The organism is Actinospineispora acaciae DSM 45401 (genome assembly GCF_000620785.1).
GTDB lineage: Bacteria > Actinomycetota > Actinomycetes > Mycobacteriales > Pseudonocardiaceae > Pseudonocardia > Pseudonocardia acaciae.
In genome coordinates this window covers 81603-103681 of the sequence record NZ_JIAI01000003.1, presented here as the reverse complement: position 1 = coordinate 103681, position 22079 = coordinate 81603, and the positions used below count along the sequence as shown (strand labels likewise).

The following is a 22079-nucleotide window of genomic DNA, read 5'->3' as shown; positions in this document are numbered from 1 at the left end:
CGTCAGCCGCCCTTGACCTGCACCTTGTCGCCGACCTGCAGGGTGGTGAAGTACAGCTCGGCGTCGGCCCTGGCGAGCCGGACGCAGCCCGCCGAGGGCCTGTCGAACGTGCCTTCGTGGAACGCGATGCCGCCGGGGGCGAAGAACACCGAGAACGGCATCGGGGACGGCAGCCCCTCCGGCGTCTTGTGCTCGCCGCTCTTGTGGTCGCGGTCCTTCCAGTCCACGGCGAAGTCACCGGCCGGGGTCTCCTGGCCGAGCCCGCCGCTGATCACGTCGATCGGGCCGTTCACGACCTTGGTGCCGTCGGTGAGCCAGGCGCGCTGGGCGCCCAGGCTCACGCAGGCCTTCACCCCGACCGCGCACGGCGTGCCCGGGATGAGCCCTGGCGACTGGGCAGGTTCGGCGGCGTACGCGGTCCCGGCCAGCGGTAAGGCCACGATGACGACCGCCGAGGCGAGGGGGAGCGCTCGGCGGACGGTTCGGCCGCTCACGCGTGGTCGACAACAGTGTCGTGACTATCCATGCTTCGGCTGTCGTTGTTCGAGTTGATTTCGTTATCGCTGTAGCTGCTGGAGTTGTCCTCGTAGTTGCTGAAGCTGCTGTTGTCGGTGGCGCTCTGGTCGGCGGCCTGGTCGGCGTAGCCGTGGTCACCGGCGGCGTTGACCGAGGTGTCGCCGGAGCCGGAGTTCGACACCGAGGTGCTGGTGTCGTTGTCCTCGCTGTTGCCGTACGCGTTCCCGCCCACCGACACCGCGCTGCCGTCGCCGAACCGCGCGCCCTCGAAGCTGGCGTCGGTGGCGTCGCCGGAGCCGAACGCGGTGGTGTTGCCGTGGCCGCTCACCACCTGGTTGCCGTCGCCGACCACGTTGCCGTCGCCGGTGGTGATGTCGCTGTCGCGGATGTCGCCGCCGGACGCCACCGAGCCGTCGCCGGAGGCCACCACCGGGTCGTTGTCGATGACCTGGTCGAAGTCGCCGCCGTCGGTGTCGATGTTCTGGTGGACCGAGTTGTCGATGTTCGTCGAGTGGTCCTCGATCGTCGTGTAGTTGTTGGTGACGTAGTTGTTCAGGTAGCTGGCGCCGTCACCGTCGTTGTGGTCCGGGTGCCTCGGCGGCGGGTAGTGCACGCCGTTGTCGCCGCCGTGCCGGTGGTCATAGCCCGCGGACTGGTTGTCCGCGATCAGGGTCAGCGCGTCGTGCACGTCCGCGGCGCTCAGGTTCGCCAGGCCGTTGTCGGCGGCGTAGCCCTGGGGGTCGGCCTGGAAGTCGGCCCGCGCCTCCGGGTCGCGCAGCAGGGACATGATCCAGTCGAGCAGCGTCGAGTCAGCCATGATCGCCTACTCGCAGGCCAGCTCGAGCATCTTGTCGCCGAGCAGACTCAGCGCCTTCGGTGCCGCGAACGCGGCGGCCACCACGACTACAACCGTGATCAAGGTGTGCTCCAAAAGGTCTCGGGGGTTCGTCGGCCCGACGCTACGGAGCCCCGGATTAGGCGCCGCCCTCCCGCGGGTAAGGGGACGGCAAAACCTCGCCCCGCCGGCCTCCCACCCGCCGCACCCCCGCCCGCCCCCACCCGTCCGCGAGTCGGGGCTCTCAGCACAGTGAGTCGCGCGTTCCAGCACACCTGGATCGCGGACGGACACGGGCGCTCGCGTTGTGGGACGGCGACGGACATGTGCCAGGACGCCCGACTCGGTGTGCCAGGACGCCCGACTCGCGGAGGGGTTGTGGGGGCGTTAGCGGGGTACGGGGGTGAGGAGGGTGAAGGTGGGTGGGGAGGGGTGGGTGAGGGTGAGGCGGCCGCCCTCGGCTTCGGCCAGGGAGCGGGCGAGGGGTAGGCCTATGCCGTGGCCGGTGGCTCGGGTGGAGCGGCGGGTGAACAGGGCGGGTTCGGGGGTGGTGATGCCGGGGCCCTCGTCGGTGATGTCGATGGCCAGGGCTTCGGTGGCGTCGCGGACGGTGACCGTGACGGTGCCGGAGCCGTGCGTGGCGGCGTTGTCGAGGAGCACGGTGAGGACCTGGCGCACGGCGGCGGTGGACGCGGTGGACTCGGGCGCGCACGGGTCCACGGTGATTCGGAGCTCGCGGTGCTCGGCGGCCAGCCGGTCGCGCCAGCCAGTCTCGATCTCGGCGAGCAGGGCGGCCAGGTCCAGCGGCGCGGAGTTGGCGTGCGGGGCGTCGCGGGCCAGCGCGAGCAGCTCGGCGATGGTCCGCTCCAGGCGGTCCACGTCCGCGATCGCCTGGGCTATCGCCCGGTGCGCCTCGTGCTCGGGGCGGTCCAGGGCGGCCTCCAGGCGCAGCCGCAGGCCGGTGAGCGGGGTGCGCAGCTGGTGCGAGGCGTCGGCGGAGAAGGACCGCTCGCGGGCGAGCATGTCGTCGAGCCGGCTGGCGGTGCGGTTGAGCGAGCGGCCGACGGCGTCGATCTCCGGGATGGCCACCGGGTCGTTGCGGACGCTGAAGTCGCCGTCGCCGAGCCGGCGCGCGGTCCCGGACAGCTCTTCGAGCGGGCCGGCCAGCCGCCGCGCCTGCCGGCGGGCCAGCAGCCAGACCAGCCCGACCGCGAGCAGCCCCAGCCCGCCCATCGCCAGCCAGGCCATCCGCACCTGGTCGTAGACCACGGCCCTCGGGCTGGCCGCGCGGACCGCGCCGATCACGTCCGACTCGTGCGTGACGGCCACCGCGACCACCAGGTTGGCCCCGTCCATGCCGGTCGCGGTGTCGCCGGAGAGCGCCTGGCGGACCAGCTCGTCGCGGGCCGGCCCGTCCCCGGTGACCCGGGTGCCGTCGCGGTCGTACACCGCGAGCGCGGTGTTGTCCCTGGCCGCCGGGATCTCGGAGGGCACGTCGTGGTCGTGCAGCTCGGGGGAGACCGCGATCGCCGTCGCGTCGGCCACCCTGACCAGCTTGGACTGCTCGTCCAGCATCGCGTACTGGGCGATGCCGAGCGCCAGCGGCAGCCCGAACAGCCCGATGGCCAGCACCGAGGTGAGCACCGCGAGCCCGACGATCCGGGTGCGCATCAGCCGGACGGCTCCAGTCGGTAGCCGTGCCCGCGCAGCGTGACGATCCTCGGCACCGTGCCCTTGTCGGCCACGCTGGCCAGCCGCCTGCGCAGCGCGGCGACGTGCACGTCCAGCGTCTTGGTCGGGCCGTACCAGTGCTCGTCCCAGACCTCGGTCATCAGCGTCTGCCGGCTCACCGCGACGCCGGGGCTCGCGGCCAGCCGGGCGAGCAGGTCGAACTCCTTGGCCCGCAGCGCCAGCTCATGCCCGGCCACCGTGACCCGCCGCCCCTCGGTGTCCACCAGCAGGTCGCCGATCCGGGCCGGGCGGGTGCCGGGCGCGGCCGGGCCCGCCCTGCGCAGGTGCGCCCGGATCCTGGCCAGCAGCTCGCCCAGGCGCACCGGCTTGGTCAGGTAGTCGTCCGCGCCCGCCTCCAGGCCCACCACGACGTCCATCTCGTCGGTTCGTGCGGTGAGGATGACCAGCACGGACGCCGGCAGCCGGGTGCGCAGCCGCCGGCACACCTCGATGCCGTCCAGGTCGGGCAGGCCGAGGTCGAGCAGTACCAGCCCGAAGTCCGTCGCGTCCGCCGAGTCCAGCGCGCCGTGCCCGGTGCGCTGCCAGGTGACCTCGTGCCCGTGCGCGCGCAGGCTCGACGCGAGAACGTCACCGATCGTCTCGTCGTCCTCCACCACGAGCAGCCGAGACACGCCGTCGAGCCTAGTCACGGGTTCTGATCAGCGGTTATCCAGGAGCGGCTGGCGGGGGTCCCAGGTGGTGCCGTCGGCGGCGTCGCGGCGGCGGCGGGCGATGCCGGAGAGGGTCTCCAGGACGACGCGGTTGGCCAGGAAGGAGGTGATCTCGGCCATGTCGTGCGGCGGTGAGACCTCCACGACGTCGACGCCGACCACCGGCAGCTCGTAGGCGATCCGGCGGACGGAGTCGAGCAGTTGGCGTCCGGTCAGGCCGCCGGGTTCGGGGGTGCCGGTGCCGGGGGCGTGGCCGGGGTCGCAGACGTCGATGTCCACGGAGAGGAACACGCCGTCGCAGTCGTCGGTGGCGATGCCGAACGCCTCGGTCAGGCACTCCTCGAGGCCGCGCGCCACGATCTCGGTCATCTCGTAGGAGCGCATCCGCTGCTCGGCCATCCAGGCCAGCGTGTCCGGCTCCGGCCAGTAGCCGCGCAGCCCGATCTGCAGGAACCGGTCCCCGCGCAGCGCGCCGGACTCGATCAGCCGGCGCATCGGCTGGCCGTGCCCGACCAGCGAGCCGAAGCTGATGTTCCCGGTGTCCGCGTGCGCGTCGAAGTGGATCATCGAGACGCGGCCCTGGCCGAGGTGCTGGGCCACGCCGGCGGCGTCCGGCCAGGCGATGGTGTGGTCGCCGCCCAGGATCAGCGGGATCGCGCCGGTGCGGGCCACCGCGTACACGGCGGCCTGCAGGTCGCGGACCGAGCGCTCGGCGTCGCCGGAGTACATCTCCACGTCACCGGCGTCGTAGACCCGCAGGTCAGTGCCCAGGCCGTCGACTCGCAGCGCCAGCGACGGGCGCGAGCCGTCGTGCGGCAGGTAGCAGCTCTGCCGGATGTACTGCGGGCCGAAGCGGGTGCCGGGCCGGTGCGAGGTGCCGCCGTCGAACGGCGCGCCGAGGATCACGACGTCGGCGTCCGCGAACGTCGACGGGTCGGACCAGTCGCAGCGGTCCACGCCGAGGAACGTGATGTCCGGCCCGTACTGGGCGCCGTAGCGAGCCACGCGTTCTCCATTCGAGTGGGGGCGAGTTTCACGATCGTCTCACGCGTTGCACGGTCGGTTCGAAAAATAAACACAAAGCGTCTTGAGGGCGTCACCCGATGTGATGTTGCGCCGTTGGAACCAGTGAAGGCGAGCACTCCCATGTCGTGGGCCGGCCGATCTCGAGGCGAAGGGTTGGATGATGGACCCATTCAGCGCCGTCCGGGCGCTGCGGCCACGGGCGGCCAGGAAGGCCGAGTTCGCCCGGTTCCACGACGCCAACTACCCGGGGCTGGTCGCCCTGCTGCACGCCTTGCGCGGCGACCGGGGTCACGCGCACCGGGCCGCCCAGCGGGCCTTCGCCGACACCTGGATGCGCTGGGAGCGGGTCCGTTCGCTGCCCGACCCGTCGAGCTGGACCCGCCAGCGGGCGCGGCAGATACGCCCGCCGCGCCGTCGCGCCGCGCGGACACCCGCCGCCGCGCACGAACCCGAGTGGATCGCGCCGCCCGTCCAGCCGATCTTCGACGCGCTCAGCGAGCTGTCCGAGGAGCTGCGCACCGTGCTGGCGCTGCACTACATCGGCGGGCTCAGCTACGAGCGGATCGGCGACGAGGAGGGCATGCCGCCGAGCGAGGTGGCCGCGCGGGTGGCGTACGCGGGTCACGCCCTGGCGTTGCGGATGGGGCGGACGCTGCCCGAGGACATGAGCCGGGACCCGGAGTCGATCGACCCCCGGGTGGCGCGCGAGCTGGCCGACCTGGCGCACGCGCTGTCGTACCGGACCGACCGGGGCGCGGTCGAGCAGGTGTTCGGGCGGGCGGTGCGGTTGCGGGCCAAGGTCATGGCGACCACGGCGGCGGTGGTGGCGCTCGCGGGCGTCGGCGCGGTGTACGCGGTGGCCACGTACCTGCCGGCGGCGTCGGGGCTGGGCGGGCCTCCGCTGAGCGGTTCCGGGACCGCGGCGCCGCCGGGGCCGGGCAGCGAACCCGCGTCGCCGGTGCCGATCCCGGCGTTGCCGCCGACGCCCTCGATGACGCCCTCGGCGCCGCCGCCGGTCGCCGCCGCGCCCCAGCCGGCAGTGCCGTCCACGTCGTCGGCCCCGGGCGCGTCGCCCAGGGACGAGGCCAGCGGGCGTACCGACCCGGGCGACCGGTCGAGCGGGGCGAGCCCTCGCCGTGACTCTCCGGACCTGGGCGTCTCCGACCTGCCGTCGAACCGGCCGCGCCCGACGTCGGACCGGCCTCGGCCGCCCACGAGCGAGCCGCCGCGCCCGACGACGACAACCGATCCTCCCCGCCCGACAACGACGACCGATCCGCCGCGCCCGACAACGACGACCGATCCGCCGCGCCCGACAACGACGACCGATCCGCCCCGTCCCACGACGAGCGAGCAGCCGCGTCCCTCGGAGCCGACGAAGGAACCCGAGGGCGACAAGCCGCGCACGGGCATCGACGGCGGTTTCGAGCAGACCTGGGGGGACGGTCGCGACCAGCGGCCGCGCTCCAGCGTCGGCGGCGGTTGGGACCAGAGCTGGCCGGACGGCCGGGGCGGCCAGAAGCACACCCGGGTCGAGGGCGGCTGGTCGCAGCCCTGGCCCGGCGGCGGACACTGGGGAGGCGGCCCCGAGGGCGACCGCTCCCCGGGACGCGGCAATGGTGGTGGCGGTCCTGGCGGTGGCGGTGGCCCCGGTGATGGTGGTCGCGGCGGCCGGTGATCGGTGCGGTGTTATAAGGCACGGATAGTCCGTAGTAAGAGCCTATTTGTTCTCAAAGTGGCGCTCCGTAGCCGCTGGTTCCCCTCGGTCGTCTAGACTCTTTCGGGTGATGCTCGACCACAAGAACTCCGCCGCGCCGCCGTGCGTTCCCTCGGCGGAGGATGCGGAGGCCGACTTCCGGCGCCGGCCGCGCCGCCGGGGCCGGGTGCTGCACGAGGCGATCTACCAGGCAACTCTGGACGAGCTGACCGAGGTCGGCTACGCCGAGCTGACCATGGACCGGGTGGCGGCGCGGGCCAAGGCCAGCAAGGGCTCGCTGTACCGGCGGTGGCCCAGCCGGGTGGAGCTGGTGGTCGACGCGATCCGTCACGCCGTGCCCAAGTTCGTCCCCGCACCGGACACCGGGGACCTGCGCGCCGAGCTGATCTCCCAGCTCCACCAGTTCGCCGACCACGTGAACGGCCCGGCCGGCGAGGCGTCCCGGGGCATGATCGTCGAGCTGATGCGCAACCCGGAGCTGCGCGAGGCGTTCCAGAAGCACCTGATCGACCCGGTGCTCGCGCCCATGATGGAGGTGCTGCGGCGCGGCGTGGTGCGCGGCGACGTGCGGCCCGGCGCGCTGACCCCCACGATCGCCCGCGTCGGCCCGACCCTGCTGCGCCAGCACATCCTGCTCTACGGCCCGCCGATCGAGGACGAGGTGCTGTTGGAGATCGTCGACGAGGTCGTGCTGCCGTTGGTGCGCGCGGAGCCGGATGCCTAGCTTGCCCCGGCGGAAGCGGCGGGCCGCGATGGTCGACAATCGGGGGATGCTTCGGTTCGTCAGGCGCGGCGTGGTGGTGCCGGCCGTGGCCGCGCTGGTGGTGACGCCGCTGATGGCCGGCTGCGGTGCCGGGTCGTCCGGGGCGGAGCCGGAGCAGCCACCGCCGGCGCCGGCGCCGAGCACCCCGCCGACCAGCGTCAACCTGGTGATCCCGCCATCCGTGGCGAGCCCGGCGCCGAGGGCTCCGGCCCCTGGGCTGCGGCCCATGACAACCTGGGAGCGCCAGCAGAAGGACAAGTGCGAGCGCCAGGTGATCAGGAACGGCTGCGACTTCTACAACGACAAGTCGCTGCGGTTGCAGGGGGTTGACCCGGAGGCGACCACTCCCGGCGGCTAGACGCGGTCGGCGGCGGCCTGCTGGCGCAGCACGAAGCGCTGGATCTTCCCGCTCGGCGTTTTGGGGAGCTCGTCCACGAAGTAGACCGCGCGCGGGTAGGCGTGCGCGGCGAACCGCGTCTTGACCAGGTGTTGCAGCTCGGCGGCCAGTTGGTCGCGGGCCTCCGGGGTCGCGGCCTCGCCCGGCCGGGGGACCACGTAGGCCACCACCACCTCGCCGCGCAGCTCGTCGGGCGCGCCGATCACCGCCGCCTCGGCCACCGCCTCGTGCGCGAGCAGCGCGCTCTCCACGTCGAACGGGCCGATCCGGTAGCCGGCCATGAGGATCACGTCGTCGTCGCGGGACGCGAACGTGAGGTAGCCGTCGGCGTCCTTGGCCGCCACGTCGCCGGTGTAGTACCAGCGGCGGTCCGGGCTGAACCGCTCCCTGGTCCGCTCCGGCGCGTCGCGGTAGCCGGTGAACCACATCAGCGGGCTGGCGGTGCAGTCCACCGCGACCCGGCCGCGCTCGCCGGGGTCGGCGACCTCGTCGGCGTCCGCGCGCAGTACCGCAACCGTGAACCCGGGCAGCTGCCGCCCCATCGAGCCCGGGCGCAGCGCGGCGCGGATCGACGGGTGCCAGGCGTTGCCCACCGCCATGCCCATCTCGGTCTGGCCGTAGTGGTCGTGGATCGGCAGCCCCAGCTCGCGCTGGGCCCAGGTGATCACGTCCGGCGGCAGCGGCTCGCCGGCCGACGAGCAGCACCGCAGCCGCAGCCCGTCCGGCGGGGCGATCCCGGAGTTGCGCAGCGCCCGGTACACCGTGGGACCGGCGGTGAAGTTGGTGACGCCGAACGTGTCGAGCACCCGCCAGGTGAGCGCCGCGTCGAACCCGGCGTGCAGCAGCAGGCTGCGCCGGCCGATCGCGAGCGGCGCGAGCACCGCGTAGAACAGCCCGTACGCCCAGCCGGGGTCGGCGGCGTTCCAGAACACGTCGTCCGCGCGCTGGTCGAGGCCGCGCTCGGCGTACATCCGGAACGCGGCCAGCGCGCGCACCGGCACGGGTACCGCCTTGGGCCGCCCGGTGGTGCCCGAGGTGAACAGCTCGATGAGCGTGCCGTCGCCGCCGGTCGTGGCCGCCGTGTCGAGCGGCGGATGCTCCAGCAGCGCGCCGAACGCCACGTCACCGCTCGCGCCCGTACCCCCGACCGTCACCACCCGGCAGTCCGTGGCCTCGGTCAGCTTGGCCCGCTGGTCGGCGTCCGCGATGATCACCTTCGTTCCGCTGCCGGTGGTCCGCAGGGCTATTGCCGGCGGGGCGAAGGCGGTGAAAAGCGGCACGTGCACCGCGCCGAGCCGCCAGATGCCGAGCAGCGCAATCACCAGCTCGGCCGACTTGCCCATCAAGGTGGCCACTCGGTCGTTCTCGCCCACCCCGAGGGCCGCCAGTCCGGCCGCGAACCTCGCGGAGAGTTCGGTCAGCTCGCCGTAGGTCAGGTCCTGGGCGGACAGGTCGGGTTCGATGATCGTGAATGCGATGTCGTCGGCGGGGTGGCGGTCGCAGAGGAGGTCGGCGGGGCGGGCTCGGCGGTGGTCGTAGGCGTCGAGCAGCCCGTCGACGTACTCGTCGGGACTGATCACTTTTCCCGCCGTGCGGTGATGTCGGTCATTGGCGTCAGTTTCGCGAACACGGTGGTGGTGGGCAAGGATGCCGGTTCCGAGCGATAAGTGACGGTGTCGTGACGGTCGGATCGTGCGTGCCGTTGTTTGTTTGTTCGAGAATCCCGGACGGGATTTGCGCGGGTTCGGATAAGGGATGTCACATTGCCGGCGCGCGCCACGTCAGGGTTCTGACCGACGGACGTACGCGGGGAGAAGGTGGACGGGATGAGGATCGCGGTAGCGGGCGCGACCGGTCGGGTCGGGCGCCATGTCGTGGAGTTGCTGGAGAACGGGGGGCACCAGGTCGTTCCGATGTCGCGGGCGCAGGGCGTGGACGTGATCACCGGGGAAGGGCTCGATGCGGCGCTGGCCGGCGTCGAGTGCATCGTCGACACCGCCACCGGGCCGTCCCCGGAGCTGGGGCCGGCGACGGAGTTCTTCACGGTGGCGGCGGGCAACCTCCAGGCGGCGGGTGCCCGGGCGGGGGTGCGGCGGATCGTGGTGGTCTCGATCATCGGGATCGACCGGTTCACCGGCGGTTACAACGCCGCGAAGGTCGCCCACGAGCGGGCAATGCTGGCCGGGACGATTCCGGTTCGGATTGTGCGCGCGGCGCAGTTCCATGAGCTCGTGGGGCAGTTCGTGGAATGGGGGACGCGGGGCGACGTGGTGTACGTGCCGAGGATGCAGACGCAGCTGGTCGACCCCCGGAGCGTGGCCGAGGTGCTGGTCGAGCAGGCCGTGGCGCCCGACGGCGGCGAGGAGCCGGCGCGGGTGGAGATCGCCGGGCCGAGGGCGGAGGACCTGGTGGACATGGCCAGGTTGCTCATCGCGAAACGGGCCTCGAACCTGAGGGTCGAGGGCGTGAGCGACCCCGACGATCCGGACGCCGCCCTGCAGGAGTCCGGGGCGCTGCTGCCCGGCCCGGACGCCTTCCTGGCCGGCCCGACGTTCGAGCGGTGGCTGGCCACAACCGACCACGTGTGAACCCAATCACAGTTGGGTCTTGTGCCGGCCCGGGCGCGGCCTTACCGTCTCCGTATTCGAGTTGGAAATCGTTTTCCGTAAGGCGGAATCGGAGGTCAATGCGCGCGAGCCGGCCATGGCGGCCGGGTGATCGGCGGAAGAGTCGCCAGAATCGACGGGAGAAGGACGATGGCGGAGAACGTGGCCCCAACGGAGTGGTCCGCGGAGGTCCCCAGCAAGAACCTTCCGGCAATGCCCTACAAGGAGATCCCGGAGCCCCAGTCGTTGCGGCGGGTGCTCGGGCCGAGCGTGATCATGGCCGCCTTGGCCATCGGTTCGGGGGAGTTCCTGCTCTGGCCGTACATCACCACGCAGGTGGGGCTGGTGATGTTGTGGGCGGCGCTGGTGGGCGTCAGCCTGCAGTTCTTCATGAACATGGAGATCGAGCGGTGGACGCTCGCGACGGGCGAGACGGCGATCGCGGGGTTCGCCCGGTTGTGGAAGCCGTGGGGCGCGGTGATGGCGGTGTCGGCGTTCGTGTCGATCGTCTGGCCGGGCTGGGCGACCAGCGGGGCGACGGTGCTCGGGTTCATCTTCGGGCTGAGCAGCTCGGGGGCGACCTGGGTGGCGATCGGCGTGCTGGTCGCGATCGGGCTCACGCTCACCATCTCACCGGTGGTCTACAACGCCGTCGAGAAGATCGAGTCGGTCAAGGTCGTCGCGGTCGTGATCTTCCTCGTCATCGTGCTGGCGGTCGGGATCAGCGCCAGGGCGTGGGGTGACGTGGGCACGGTGGTGACCGGGTTCGGCACCGGGCTCGGCAAGATCCCGGGCGGGCTGGACGCGGCGCTGGTGCTCGGCGCGATCGCGTTCGCCGGCGCGGGCGGGGTGGGCAACCTGGCGCAGAGCAACTGGATCCGGGACAAGGGCTTCGGGATGGGCGCGCACATCCCGCACATCGTCTCGCCGGTCACCGGTGAGGACGTGGCCGTCGCCGCGACCGGGAGCATGGTGCGGCAGGACGAGAAGAACCTGCGCCGGTTCTGGGGCTGGTGGCGGGTCGCGAACATCGAGCAGGCCGTCACGTTCTGGCTGGTGACCGCGCTGTCGATCTTCGTGTTCTCGATGCTGGCGTACTCCACGGTGTTCGAGCGGCGGCTGCCGGGCGAGGGCAACCTGACGTTCATCCGGGGCATGAGCACGGCGGTGTCCGAGACCGTCGGCGGGTGGTTCGGGACGCTGTTCCTGGTGATCGGCGGGCTGGGGCTGCTGCTGACCGCGTTCGCGAACGTGGACTACGTCAGCCGGGTCATCGCGGACGTGCTCAAGACGCTGCACCTGGCCGAGAGCACCCGGTGGACCGAGAGCCGGCTCTACTTCGCCTTCGTGTGGGCCATGGTGGTGATCGGCATCGTGATCCTGCTCGCCGGGTTCAGCCAGCCGCTGGCCCTGCTGGTGGTGTCCTCGGCGCTCAGCGGCGTGATCATGTTCGTGTACTCGGTGCTGTTGATCCAGCTCAACCGGCGCGCGCTGCCGGCCACGCTCAAGGTGCGCGGGGTCCGGCTCGGGCTGATGATCGTCGCGGTGCTGTTCTACGGGTACTTCTCGGTGCGGTTGGCCATCTCCTACGGTGCCATGTTGTTCGGCTGAGGGTTGTTCGGCCGAGGCAGGTTGCGGGGGACGACCTTGCCGGTGGGGTTGCGGGGCAGCTCGTCCAGGAAGACTACGTCTCGGGGTACGGAGAAGCGGGACAGCCGCTCCCGGACCAGGGTGCGCACGCCGTCGGCGTCCAGGGTGGCGCCGTCGGCGAGCACGACGTAGGCCGCGAGCCGCTGGCCGAAGTCGGGGTCGTCCACGCCGATCACGGCGGCCTCGCGGACGTCGGGGTGGGCGGCCAGGACGTCCTCGACCGGTCCGGGATACACGTTCTCGCCGCCGGAGACGATCATGGAGTCGCTCCGGCCGGTGAGGCGCAGGCGGCCGTCGTCGTCGAGCCGGCCCAGGTCGCCGGTGGCCATCATGCCGTCGTGCACGTCGACCTCATCGATCGAGGCGCCGCCGCGGGTGTAGCCGAGGAACAGCATGTCGTTGCCGACGAACACCCGGCCGACCTCGCCGGGAGACACCGGGTCGCCGTTGTCGTCCAGGATGGCCAGGCGGGTGCCGTAGGGGGCGCGGCCGGCGGTGTGCGGGTCGGCGCGCAGGTCGGCCGGGTCGGCGATGCTCACCCAGGAGACCTCGGTGGAGCCGTAGAGGTTGTACAGCACGTCGCCGAAGCGGTCCATGAACCTGGTGGCCAGCTCGCCGGGCAGGGCCGAGCCGCTGGTCGCCACCACCCGCAGCCGCACGTCGTAGCGGTCCAGCTCGGCGTCCGGCAGCTCCAGGATGCGCGCCAGCATCACCGGCACCGCGCACACCGTCTCGCAGCGGTGCTCGGCGATCGCCCGCAGCGTCTCCGCCGGGTCGAACCGGCGGCGCAGCACCACCGGCGAGCCGCACATCAGTGCCAGCTGCAGCGCGGCGAAACCCCAGGTGTGGAACACCGGCGGGGCGATGAACACCGGCTCGCCGGCGCGGAACGGGATGCGGGAGAGGATCGCGCCGGCCGGTGCCCAGTTGCGCGGGGTGGGGCGGGCGGCGCCCTTCGGGGTTCCGGTGGTGCCGGAGGTGAGGACGATCAGCTTGGCGACCGGCGGGCGGACCGGCAGCAGCGAGATCCCGTCCGCCTCGATCAGCCGGTCCAGGGTCAGCTCGCCGGGGCGCGCGGTGCCCGGGTCCAGCCAGGCGGTGATGAGCCGGCCGCCGGGGGGCAGCTCGGGCGGGTCGAGCGCGAACTCCTGGTCGGCGACGAGCACGGTGGCCGCCTGTTCGCGCAGCACGTCCTCGGTGGCGGTGCGCGACAGCGAGGTGTTCAGCAGCACCACGTGGGCGCCCAGCTTGGCGGCCGCGGCGGCCAGCTCCAGCGGGCCTCGGTGGTTGCGGCACAGCACGGCGATCTTGGCGTCGGCCTCCACGCCCAGATCGGCCAGGGCGCGGGCCAGCCGGTCGCTGCGCCGGTGCATCTCGGCGTAGGTGAGCACGCCGCGCTCATCCACCACAGCGGGGCGGTCAGGGTGGCGCGCGGCCCCCGCGGCGTACCCCGCGGCCATCGACAGCCCCCACCGCAGCACGCCCGACGCGATCCCGAGGAACCGGTCCGGCCGCATCGGCGCCACCACGCCCGCCTGCGCGAGCAGCCCCAGCCCCCACGTCAGCTCGGCGGCCTGCCGCACCGCGCCCCCCACCGCCTCCGGCGTGATCATCCGCACCACAGCCCCGAGCATGCCCCAACCCGACCGCCGTGGCCAGCGCACCGGGCGCTCACACACCCACTGTGTCACTCGCACACGCGCTGGAACGGGTGTGCGAGGCACGAAGTAGGTGTGCGACCGCCCCCGCCGCGTTAGTGCAGGGGGAGGGTGTCCAGGGTGGTGGTGGCTAGGGGGGTGGCGGTGGCCTGGTATGCGCGGGCGAGCGTTTGGAAGACGTGTTCGGCGCGGATGGCGGGCCAGTCGGCGGGGAGGTGGGCGGCGGGTAGGCGGGGGTCGGAGCGGACCAGTTGGAGCCAGTCGGTGTGCAGGAGCAGTTGGCGGGCCAGGTCGTCGGGGGCCTCGGGGCGCGGGTGGGCGACGTCCCAGCGGGCCAGGAACGCGTGGTAGGCGGCGGCGATGGCGTCCACGTCGAACGCCGTGGCGATCAGGTTCGCGTCGTCGGTCGGTTTGGCCGGGCGGGCGGTGAGGACTCGCAGGTGGTCGGTGAGGTCGAGGTCGTCGAGCAGAGCGGGGACGTCCACCTCGCCGGGGGCTATCCACAGGCCGTTCTGCAGCGGGCCGAACCCGTTCCAGACCAGCCGGGCGCGCAGCGTGTGCCGGCGGGCGCGCCAGGAGTCGGGCAGCGAGAACCCGACCATCGTCCAGGTGCCGTCCCAGTCGCGGTTGACCGCGCCGGTGCGCCACACCCGGTGGTCGCCCTCGGTGAGCACCGCGGCGGACCTGGCGGTGAGCCCGAAGTACATCTTGCGGCCGCGCCGGTGCCGGGCCAGCAGCCCGCGCTTGACCATCCGGGCCAGCGTCGAGCGAACCGCCTCCTCGGACACGCCGACCTTGGCGAAGACCTCGATGACGCTGCCCGAGTACACCGCCAGGTGCCGGTCCAGCACGTAGATCCCGAGGAAGCTGAGCAGCAGCGACTGGGGCCGCTGGTCGCCGCCCTCCCTCGCGTTCACGGTGGCCAGCGTACCGTCTAAAGTTCGGCAGTTCATTGCTGACGGTCACGATGATGCTTAACGTAGGGGCATGAACACGGACGAGCTGGTCGCGATCGATGTGCACACCCACGCCGAGGTGTCCGCCGACGGCCACCCGTCGCTCTCGCCCGAGCTGATGGCCGCCTCCGAGAAGCACTTCGGGTCGAAGGGCCACCGCCAACCAACCATCGACGAGCTGGCCGCCCACTACCGCGAGCGCAACATGGCCGCCGTGGTGTTCACGGTGGACGCCGAGCACGCCACCGGCCATCCGCCGATCCGCAACGAGGAGGTCGCCGAGGCCTGCGCCCGGTACCCGGACACGCTGATCCCGTTCGCCAGCCTCGACCCGTGGCGGGGCAGGGCCGCCGTCGGCGCCGCCCGCCGGCTGGTGGCCGAGCACGGCGTGCGCGGGTTCAAGTTCCACCCGTGCCTGCAGGGCTACTACCCGAACGACCGGATGGCGTACCCGCTGTACGAGGCGATCGAGGAGCTCGGCGTGCCGGCGCTGTTCCACACCGGGCAGACCGGCATCGGTGCCGGCGTGCCCGGCGGTGCCGGGATCAGGCTCAAGTACGCCAACCCGATGTTCCTCGACGACGTGGCGGTGGACTTCCCCGAGCTGCGGATCATCCTGGCGCACCCGTCCTTCCCCTGGCAGGACGAGGCGCTGGCGGTGGCCACCCACAAGCCGTACGTCTACATCGACCTGTCCGGCTGGGCGCCGAAGTACTTCCCACCGCAACTGGTGCGCTACGCCAACTCGCTGCTCAAGCACAAGGTGCTGTTCGGCTCGGACTACCCGCTGATCACGCCGGACCGGTGGCTGGCCGACTTCGACAAGCTGGACATCAAGCCCGAGGTCCGGCCGCTGATCCTCAAGGACAACGCCGCCGCGCTGCTCGGGCTCGGACATGCGTGACCAGGGCATCGGCTCGTGGACGGCCCGCCGGGCGCGCAAGACCCCGGACAAGACGGCGGTCATCCACGGCGAGGCCCGGCTGAGCTACCGGGAGCTGCACGAGCGCGCGGTCCGGCTGGCGCACGGGCTTCGCGGGCTGGGCCTGCGGCGCGGCGACCGGGTGGCCTACCTCGGCCCGAACCACCCGTCGTTCCTGGAGACGCTGTTCGCCGCCGGCATGAACGGCATGGTGTTCGTGCCGCTGAACATGCGCCTGACCGGGGCGGAGCTGTCCTACTGCCTGGCCGACTCGGGCGCGAGCGTGCTGGTGTCCGCGCCCGGGCACGCCGCCGAGCTGACCGGGCGCCGGGTTTCTCTGGACGGGGAGTACGAGCCGCTGCTGGCGGCCGCCTCCACCGAGCCCGTCGACGAGCCGGTCACGTTGGACGACCCGTGCATGATCATGTACACCTCCGGGACCACCGGGCGGCCCAAGGGCGCGGTGCTCTCCCACGGCAACATCACCTGGAACGCGCTGAACTTCCTGGTCGACGTGGACCTGGCCGCCGACGAGGTCACCCTGGTGGTGGCGCCGCTGTTCCACACCGCCGGCCTGAACGTCACCTGCCTGCCGACCCTGCTCAAAGGCGGCGCCGTGGTGCTGGCGAGCGCGTTCGACCCCTCGGCGGTGCTGGAGTTGATCGGCCGGCACCGGGTGACGTTCATGTTCGGCGTGCCCACCATGTACGACGCCATCGCGGCATGCCCGGGGTGGGCGGACGCCGACCTGTCCAGCCTGCGCCAGCTCGCCTGCGGCGGGGCGCCGGTGCCGCCGGCGACCATCCGCGCCTACCAGCGGCGAGGGCTGTCGTTCAGCCAGGGCTACGGCATGACCGAGGCGTCGCCGGGCGCGCTGTACCTGGTCCGGGAGGCCAGCGAGGCGAAGGCGGGCACGGCGGGCGTCCCGCATTTCTTCACCGACGTCGCGGTGGTGGACCCGGACGGGCGCGCGGTGAAGCCGGGGGAGAAGGGCGAGGTGGTCGTCTCCGGCCCGAACGTCATGCTCGGCTACTGGGGCCGTCCGGATGACACCGCGGCGGCCATGGCCGGCGGGGTGTTCCATTCCGGCGACATCGCCACCGTCGACGAGGGCGGCTACGTCAGCATCGCCGGCCGGCTCAAGGACATGATCATCTCCGGTGGGGAGAACGTCTATCCGGCGGAGGTGGAGGCGGCGCTGCGCGAGCATCCCGATGTGGCCGACTGCGCGGTCATCGGGGTTCCGGACGAGCGGTGGGGCGAGGTCGGGCGGGCGGTCGTGGTCGCCCGTCCCGGTGCCACCCCGGACGGCGCGGACCTGCTCGGGTCGCTGCGCGGCGCGCTGGCCGGGTACAAGATCCCGAAGTCCGTCGTGTTCGTCGACGAGCTGCCGCGCAGCGGCGCCGGCAAGGTGCTCAAGAACCGGCTGCGGGAGCGGTACGGCTAACGCGCGAGTGCCTCCTCGGCGTCGTCCAGGTCGTGCTGGTAGGTCTCGGTCAGCGCCAGCGTGCAGGCCACCGCGATCACGGACACCAGGATGATGTAGAGCGAGATCGGCACGCTGCTGCCGAACACGCGGTACAGCTCGACGGCGATGATCGAGGACACCGCCCCGCCGAGCAGCGCGCCGAGCTGGTAGCCCAGCGACGCGCCACTGTAGCGCAGCCGGGCGTTGAACAGCTCGGAGAAGAACGCGGCCAGCGGGCCGTACATCATGCTCAGCACGGTCTGGCCGCCGAGCAGGGCCAGCGTCATGCCCCAGCCGGTGCGGGTGTCCATCAGCCAGAACAGCGGGAACGCCCAGACCGCCGTGCCGATCGCGCCGGCCAGGTACATCGGGCGCCGCCCGATCCGGTCGGAGATCGCGGCGAAGATGGCGAGCAGCGGGATCTGGAGCACCGAGACGATGGCCAGCGCCAGCAGCACGCTGGCCCTTGACATGCTCAGGATCCGGGTGCCGTAGTCCACGCTGAACGTGATGTACAGGTAGAACGTGGTGTTGACCACCGTGAACGCGCCGCCGGCCAACAGCACCCGCGCCCACGAGGTCCGCATCACCTCGACGATCGGGGAGCGGCTGACGACGTCCTGCTCGGCGTCCTCGGCGGCCAGCCGCTGCAGGTGCTGGAACGCCGGGGTGTCCTCCAGACGCGCCTTGGCGTAGAGCGCGACGGCGACCAGCACGATGCTGGCCACGAACGGGATCCGCCAGCCGTAGCCGAGGAACGCCTCCGGGCTCATGCTCTGGTTCAGGAAGAAGAACGCCACCACCCCGAGCAGCACGCCGATCGGCACCCCGATGTGGGCGAAGCTGCCGTAGTAGCCGCGCTTGCCGGCCGGGGCGTACTCGGTGGCCAGCAGCACGCCGCCGCCCCACTGCCCGCCGACCGCGAGGCCCTGCACGAACCGCAGCACGGTGAGCAGGATCGGCGCGGCCACCCCGATGGCGGCGTAGGTCGGCATCAGGCCGATCAGCACGCTGCCCACCGCCATCGTCAGCAGCGCGGTCAGGAACGCCTGCTTGCGTCCGTACCGATCACCGAAGTGGCCCCAGATGACGCCGCCGACCGGCCGGGCGACGAACCCCACCCCGAAGGTGGCGAACGCGAGCAACACCCCGACCGCCGGGTCGGCGTTGGGAAAGAACAGCTTGGGGAAGACCAGGGCGGCCGCCGTGCCGTAGAGGAAGAAGTCGAACCACTCGACGCTGGCCCCGACCAGGCTGAGCATGGCGATCTTGCGGATCGACCGCTCGTCCAGCCGCCCGGGCTCGCTGCTGTGCGGCGTGCTCATCACGTCGTCTCCGATCTCCAGAGGCGGGCGCGTAATGGCCGGGAATGTAGCCCGGATCACACGCCACGTCACCTGATCAGTGCACCCTTCACCTGAACAGCCGTGCAGCACAAGGAAAACGATCCCCGCGACGTGGGCCGTGAGTGGTTACCAGTGGATGCCGGGGAGGACGCGGGCCATGGCGCGGGCGCCGCGGGACAGGGCGGACATCTCGGTGGCGGCGCTGGCCTCGTCGCCGCGCGCGGCGGCGGAGTCGGGGAAGACGCGGAAGGCGACGTGCAGGAGGGCGTCGGTGGCTCGGGGGGCGAGCGTGTAGGCCAGCGAACCCATGGTGCCCAGGGCGGTGCCGATGTGCTTGGGGCGGCGCTTGAGGGCGTCCAGGACCATGTCGGCGGCCTCGTCGGGCGAGCGGGTGGGGAACGCGCGGTAGATGTTGGTCGGGGCGATCATCGGGGTGCGGACCAGCGGCATGTGGATGGTGGTGAACGTGATGCCGTCGCCGTAGGTCTCGCTGGCCACCACGCGGGCGAACGCGTCCAGGGCGGCCTTGGAGCCGAGGTAGGCGGAGAAGCGCGGCGGGTTGGTCTGCACGCCGATCGAGGAGACGTTCACGATGTGCCCGAAGCGGCGCCTCGACATGTGCGGCAGCAGCGCGAGGGTCAGGCGGACCGCGCCGAAGTAGTTGATCGCCATGGTGCGCTCGTAGTCGTGGAACCTGTCGTAGGACAGGCGCACCGAGCGGCGGATGGACCGGCCGGCGTTGTTCACCAGCATGTCCACCCCGCCGTGGTCGGCCAGCACCGCGCTGACCAGCTCGGCCACCGAGTCGGCGTCGGTGATGTCGCAGGTGTACGCGCCGGCGCGGCCGCCGGCCTCCTCGATCTCGCCGCGAACCTTCTCCAGCTCGTCGCCGCGGCGGGCCACCAGGAGCGGGATGCCGCCCTCTTTGGCCACGCGCAGCGCCGTCTCCCTGCCGATGCCCGAGGACGCGCCGGTGATCATCACGGTGCGGCCGTCCAGCGGGCCGCGCGGGCCGGGGCGGCGGGCGCGGTTGGGGTCCAGGTGCTCGCGCCAGTAGGTGTAGAGCGTGTGGGCGTAGTCGGCGAAGTCGGGGCAGTGGATGTCGGTCCCGGCCAGGGCGGCGCGGGTCTGGGTGTCGTCGAACACGGTCGGGAAGCTCAGGTGCGGCAACACCTCGGGCGGGATGCCGATCTCGGTGAGCACCGCGTCGCGCAGCTCGGTCACCTCGGGTACGCGCGCGAGCAGGTCGCCAACCAGGTTGGCCAGCGAGCGGGCCGGCGCGGCCACGGCGTTCGGGATCACGGTGGCCAGCTTGGGTGCGCCGGCGGCCTCGGCCAGGGAGTTGTAGACCTCGGCGACCGGCTGCGGGCCGGGGGAGACCAGGTGGAACGCGCGGCCGTCGAGGCCGTCGCGGTGCATCAGGGCGACCATGGCGTCGGCCACGTAGTCCACCGGGACGACGGTGGTGGCGCCCAGGTCGGGGACCGGGATCGGCGCGGCGCGGCCGGCCGCACCGGCCGGTTTGATCATCCGGGCCACGGTGTCGATGGCGGGCAGCAGGTAGTACGGGCCGTCGACCTTGTCCATCTCGCCGGTGCGGGAGTCGCCGACCACGATGGCCGGGCGGTAGACGCGCCACGGCACGCCGGTCTGGGCACGCACCAGGGCCTCGGCGGCGAACTTGGTGGCGTGGTACGGGGAGTGCAGGTGCTGGCCGGCGTCGAAGTCGGACTCGGTGAACCGGCCGCGGTGGTCGCCGGCGACCGCGACCGAGGACACGTGGTGCAGGACGCCGGCGCCGATGCGTTCGGCCAGTTCGACCACCCGGCGGGTGCCTTCGACGTTGGCCGCTCGGTTCGCCGCGTCGCTGGCCGTCATGTCGTAGACGGCGGCCAGGTGGACGACGTGGTCGACGTTGTTCAGCGCGGCCAGGTCGTCGTCGGTCAGGCCGAGGCCGTCCACGGTGAGGTCGCCGCGAAGGGCGTGTAGGCGTTCGTGGCCGGGGAGGTCGGCGGTGCGGGCGGACAGGCGCTCGGGCGAGCGGACCAGGCAGGTGATCTCGGCCGTCTCGTTCCCGGGGCGGGCGAGCAGCCGTGCCAGCAGGTGCCGACCCAGGAACCCGGTGCCGCCGGTGACCAGGTAGCGCATGATCGTCACTCCGAGGTAGGTCGGGCGCATCGGGGCGGTGAGCCCCGTGGCCAGGGGTCAGTGTGCCACGGAGATCACCGGTTGGTCCGGCTCGATCGGGCGGAGCCGGTGGCCCTCGTCCGGCGTGGCCTTGGTCAATTTGGTGCGGTTTCTCAGAGAGTGGACGCTACGCTGCCCGCCGTGCTCCGGAAGTCCGCACCGCCCGTGCGAGCGATTCGCCCCCGAACCCGCTGGACAAGGCGCGGCGGCGCCGTATTGCTCGCGCTGGTGCTGGCCGGATGCGCGGACTCGGGTCCGAAGCCTGAGACGCCGCCGGCCGCTCCGGGGTCCCCGCCGGCTTCCGCTCCCGGCGCCGCAGCGGTTCCTGGTGCTGCGCCCGCTCCCGCTCCCGCGCCTGGCCCCGTTCCCGCTCCGGTCCCCGGTGCCGCGCCTGCTCCTCCTGTTTCTCAGGTACCTCCCGCCCCTCCGGCCCCGCCCGTGGCCCCCGCCCCAGCTCCGCCCGCGCCGGCGCCAACGGAACCGGCCACCGGTCCGCTGCCCGGGATGCCGCCGGTGTCCGATCCGCGCAACGTGTACTCCGACGCCGCCGCCGGCAAGCTCAACGACGCGGTCAAGACCGCCAAGCCGCTGGTCTACGTGCCGCACACCAAGTCGGGCGACGTCTGGGTGATCGACCAGGCCAGCTTCGAGGTAATCGGCAGGTACCCGGCCGGGATCGAGGTCCAGCACGTGGTGCCCTCGCACGACATGCGGACGCTGTACGCCACCGACGACCTCGGCAACACCGTCACCCCGTTCGACCCGAACACCGGCCTGCCCGGCCCGCGCATCCCGGTCATCGACCCGTACAACATGTACTTCGCGCCGGACGGCTCCTCGGCCATCGTGGTCGCCGAGGCGCGGCGGCGGCTGATCTGGTACGACCCCAGGACCTGGAAGATCCAGGCCGAGACGCTCACCCCGAACTGCGCCGGGATCGACCACGCCGACTTCACCCCGGACGGCCGCACCGCCCTGTTCAGCTGCGAGTTCGACGGCAGGGCCGCCGTGGTCGACGTCCCAGGCCGCAGGCTGCTGCGGGTCATCGACATGCCGCACCGCAACCGCCGCATGGGCCCGCAGGACGTCAAGCTCGCCCCCGACGGCTCGGTGTTCTACATCGCCGACTCGGACTCCAACGGCGTGTGGGTGGTCGACGGCGCCGCCACCAGGGTGATCCGGCACATCCCCACCGGCGGTGGGGCGCACGGGCTCTACCTCGACCGCGAGGCCAAGCGGCTGTTCGTGACCAACCGGCACGAGGGCTCGGTGAGCGTGCTCGACGCCTACACCGGCGCGCCGCTGACCACATGGCAGATCCCGGGCGGGCGGGCCGGCGCGGAGATGGTGCACAGCGGCGGCGGCGCGCACATGGGCGGGGGGCGGCCGAGCCCGGACATGGGCGGGCTGAGCGCGGACGGCAAGCAGCTGTGGCTGTCCGGGCGGTACGACAACGCGGTGTACGTGCTCTCCACCGACGACGGCCACCTGATCAGGCGGATCCCGGTGGGCAGGGGGCCGCACGGGCTGTGCGTGTGGCCGCAGACCGGCCGCTACTCGCTCGGGCACACCGGCATTACCCGGTAGGCGACCTCCACCACGTTTCCGCTGGTCAGATGCCGTGAGTGGT

At 72.2% G+C, this 22079-nt stretch carries 18 protein-coding genes; 8 read left to right on the top strand and 10 right to left on the bottom strand.

Annotated features, from left to right (window positions below; translation table 11 throughout):
- Positions 1 to 2: 2 nt before the first annotated feature.
- The 5 genes from N912_RS0117275 to speB form a co-directional block, all read right to left on the bottom strand.
- Positions 3 to 494: a L,D-transpeptidase gene (locus tag N912_RS0117275; RefSeq protein ID WP_028923392.1), complete on the bottom strand. Its 492-nt coding sequence runs from the start codon at positions 492 to 494 to the stop codon at positions 3 to 5.
- On the bottom strand, positions 491 to 1333 hold the full coding sequence (locus N912_RS0117270; protein ID WP_028923391.1) for an IniB N-terminal domain-containing protein: 843 nt from the start codon (positions 1331 to 1333) through the stop codon (positions 491 to 493). The genes N912_RS0117275 and N912_RS0117270 overlap by 4 nt, the downstream gene beginning before the upstream one ends.
- A 405-nt stretch (positions 1334 to 1738) precedes the next feature.
- Positions 1739 to 3022: a sensor histidine kinase gene (locus tag N912_RS0117260; protein WP_028923390.1), complete on the bottom strand. Its 1284-nt coding sequence runs from the start codon at positions 3020 to 3022 to the stop codon at positions 1739 to 1741.
- Positions 3022 to 3714 (bottom strand): response regulator transcription factor, encoded by a 693-nt coding sequence (locus tag N912_RS0117255; protein WP_028923389.1) that lies wholly within the window; start codon positions 3712 to 3714, stop codon positions 3022 to 3024. The genes N912_RS0117260 and N912_RS0117255 overlap by 1 nt, the downstream gene beginning before the upstream one ends.
- A gap of 27 nt (positions 3715 to 3741) precedes the next feature.
- Entirely contained in the window at positions 3742 to 4758 is a 1017-nt protein-coding gene (gene speB / locus N912_RS0117250; RefSeq protein WP_028923388.1) for an agmatinase, read from the bottom strand.
- A gap of 181 nt (positions 4759 to 4939) precedes the next feature.
- On the opposite strand from speB, the gene N912_RS0117245 reads away from it, so the two are divergent.
- The 3 genes from N912_RS0117245 to N912_RS52610 all read left to right on the top strand — a co-directional run bounded on the left by N912_RS0117245 (position 4940) and on the right by N912_RS52610 (position 7617).
- Complete coding sequence (locus N912_RS0117245; protein ID WP_169747897.1) at positions 4940 to 6457, top strand: RNA polymerase sigma factor; 1518 nt, start codon at positions 4940 to 4942, stop codon at positions 6455 to 6457.
- A 109-nt stretch (positions 6458 to 6566) separates the two neighbouring features.
- On the top strand, positions 6567 to 7220 hold the full coding sequence (locus N912_RS52615; RefSeq protein ID WP_051580351.1) for a TetR/AcrR family transcriptional regulator: 654 nt from the start codon (positions 6567 to 6569) through the stop codon (positions 7218 to 7220).
- 46 nt (positions 7221 to 7266) lie between these two features.
- Entirely contained in the window at positions 7267 to 7617 is a 351-nt protein-coding gene (locus N912_RS52610; RefSeq protein WP_037065238.1) for a hypothetical protein, read from the top strand.
- On the opposite strand, the gene N912_RS0117230 is transcribed toward N912_RS52610, so the two are convergent.
- The gene (locus N912_RS0117230; RefSeq protein WP_028923386.1) at positions 7614 to 9236 is read right to left on the bottom strand and encodes an AMP-binding protein; all 1623 of its coding nucleotides are present in this window, start codon (positions 9234 to 9236) and stop codon (positions 7614 to 7616) included. The genes N912_RS52610 and N912_RS0117230 overlap by 4 nt on opposite strands.
- 246 nt (positions 9237 to 9482) lie before the next feature.
- On the opposite strand from N912_RS0117230, the gene N912_RS0117225 reads away from it, so the two are divergent.
- Both N912_RS0117225 and N912_RS0117220 read left to right on the top strand, forming a co-directional pair.
- A complete protein-coding gene (locus N912_RS0117225) occupies positions 9483 to 10244 on the top strand; it encodes an SDR family oxidoreductase (RefSeq protein ID WP_028923385.1) in 762 nt (253 codons plus the stop codon).
- A 168-nt stretch (positions 10245 to 10412) separates the two neighbouring features.
- Entirely contained in the window at positions 10413 to 11873 is a 1461-nt protein-coding gene (locus tag N912_RS0117220; RefSeq protein ID WP_028923384.1) for an Nramp family divalent metal transporter, read from the top strand.
- Here the strand turns inward: N912_RS0117220 and N912_RS52605 are convergent.
- On the bottom strand, positions 11849 to 13546 hold the full coding sequence (locus N912_RS52605; RefSeq protein WP_245645320.1) for an AMP-binding protein: 1698 nt from the start codon (positions 13544 to 13546) through the stop codon (positions 11849 to 11851). The two genes, N912_RS0117220 and N912_RS52605, sit on opposite strands and share 25 nt — an antisense overlap.
- A 119-nt stretch (positions 13547 to 13665) precedes the next feature.
- Positions 13666 to 14487: a PaaX family transcriptional regulator gene (locus N912_RS0117210; protein ID WP_028923383.1), complete on the bottom strand. Its 822-nt coding sequence runs from the start codon at positions 14485 to 14487 to the stop codon at positions 13666 to 13668.
- 70 nt (positions 14488 to 14557) lie between these two features.
- Here N912_RS0117210 and N912_RS0117205 point away from each other — a divergent pair, with 70 nt between their 5' ends.
- Together N912_RS0117205 and N912_RS0117200 are read left to right on the top strand one after the other, a co-directional pair.
- Positions 14558 to 15430 (top strand): amidohydrolase family protein, encoded by an 873-nt coding sequence (locus tag N912_RS0117205; protein WP_028923382.1) that lies wholly within the window; start codon positions 14558 to 14560, stop codon positions 15428 to 15430.
- Complete coding sequence (locus N912_RS0117200) at positions 15423 to 16895, top strand: acyl-CoA synthetase (RefSeq protein ID WP_028923381.1); 1473 nt, start codon at positions 15423 to 15425, stop codon at positions 16893 to 16895. The genes N912_RS0117205 and N912_RS0117200 overlap by 8 nt, the downstream gene beginning before the upstream one ends.
- Here N912_RS0117200 and N912_RS0117195 read toward each other — a convergent pair.
- Together N912_RS0117195 and N912_RS0117190 are read right to left on the bottom strand one after the other, a co-directional pair.
- Positions 16892 to 18241 carry an MFS transporter gene (locus tag N912_RS0117195; RefSeq protein ID WP_051580350.1) on the bottom strand — a complete coding sequence of 450 codons (1350 nt, stop codon included), beginning with the start codon at positions 18239 to 18241 and terminating at the stop codon, positions 16892 to 16894. The two genes, N912_RS0117200 and N912_RS0117195, sit on opposite strands and share 4 nt — an antisense overlap.
- 147 nt (positions 18242 to 18388) lie before the next feature.
- The gene (locus N912_RS0117190) at positions 18389 to 20440 is read right to left on the bottom strand and encodes an SDR family oxidoreductase (RefSeq protein ID WP_245645319.1); all 2052 of its coding nucleotides are present in this window, start codon (positions 20438 to 20440) and stop codon (positions 18389 to 18391) included.
- A gap of 513 nt (positions 20441 to 20953) precedes the next feature.
- On the opposite strand from N912_RS0117190, the gene N912_RS0117185 reads away from it, so the two are divergent.
- The gene (locus N912_RS0117185) at positions 20954 to 22036 is read left to right on the top strand and encodes a YVTN family beta-propeller repeat protein (protein ID WP_028923378.1); all 1083 of its coding nucleotides are present in this window, start codon (positions 20954 to 20956) and stop codon (positions 22034 to 22036) included.
- Positions 22037 to 22079 lie beyond the last annotated feature (43 nt).

Coding starts and splice junctions, on each gene's coding strand:
- N912_RS0117270 (WP_028923391.1), bottom strand. CDS start 1,333: ATGGCTGACTCGACGCTGCTCGACTGGATCATGTCCCTGCTGCGCGAC.
- N912_RS0117260 (WP_028923390.1), bottom strand. CDS start 3,022: ATGCGCACCCGGATCGTCGGGCTCGCGGTGCTCACCTCGGTGCTGGCC.
- N912_RS0117220 (WP_028923384.1), top strand. CDS start 10,413: ATGGCGGAGAACGTGGCCCCAACGGAGTGGTCCGCGGAGGTCCCCAGC.
- N912_RS0117195 (WP_051580350.1), bottom strand. CDS start 18,241: ATGAGCACGCCGCACAGCAGCGAGCCCGGGCGGCTGGACGAGCGGTCG.
- N912_RS0117200 (WP_028923381.1), top strand. CDS start 15,423: ATGCGTGACCAGGGCATCGGCTCGTGGACGGCCCGCCGGGCGCGCAAG.
- N912_RS52615 (WP_051580351.1), top strand. CDS start 6,567: ATGCTCGACCACAAGAACTCCGCCGCGCCGCCGTGCGTTCCCTCGGCG.
- N912_RS0117205 (WP_028923382.1), top strand. CDS start 14,558: ATGAACACGGACGAGCTGGTCGCGATCGATGTGCACACCCACGCCGAG.
- N912_RS52605 (WP_245645320.1), bottom strand. CDS start 13,546: ATGCTCGGGGCTGTGGTGCGGATGATCACGCCGGAGGCGGTGGGGGGC.
- N912_RS0117185 (WP_028923378.1), top strand. CDS start 20,954: ATGCCGCCGGTGTCCGATCCGCGCAACGTGTACTCCGACGCCGCCGCC.
- N912_RS0117190 (WP_245645319.1), bottom strand. CDS start 20,440: ATGCGCCCGACCTACCTCGGAGTGACGATCATGCGCTACCTGGTCACC.
- N912_RS52610 (WP_037065238.1), top strand. CDS start 7,267: ATGCTTCGGTTCGTCAGGCGCGGCGTGGTGGTGCCGGCCGTGGCCGCG.
- N912_RS0117245 (WP_169747897.1), top strand. CDS start 4,940: ATGGACCCATTCAGCGCCGTCCGGGCGCTGCGGCCACGGGCGGCCAGG.
- N912_RS0117225 (WP_028923385.1), top strand. CDS start 9,483: ATGAGGATCGCGGTAGCGGGCGCGACCGGTCGGGTCGGGCGCCATGTC.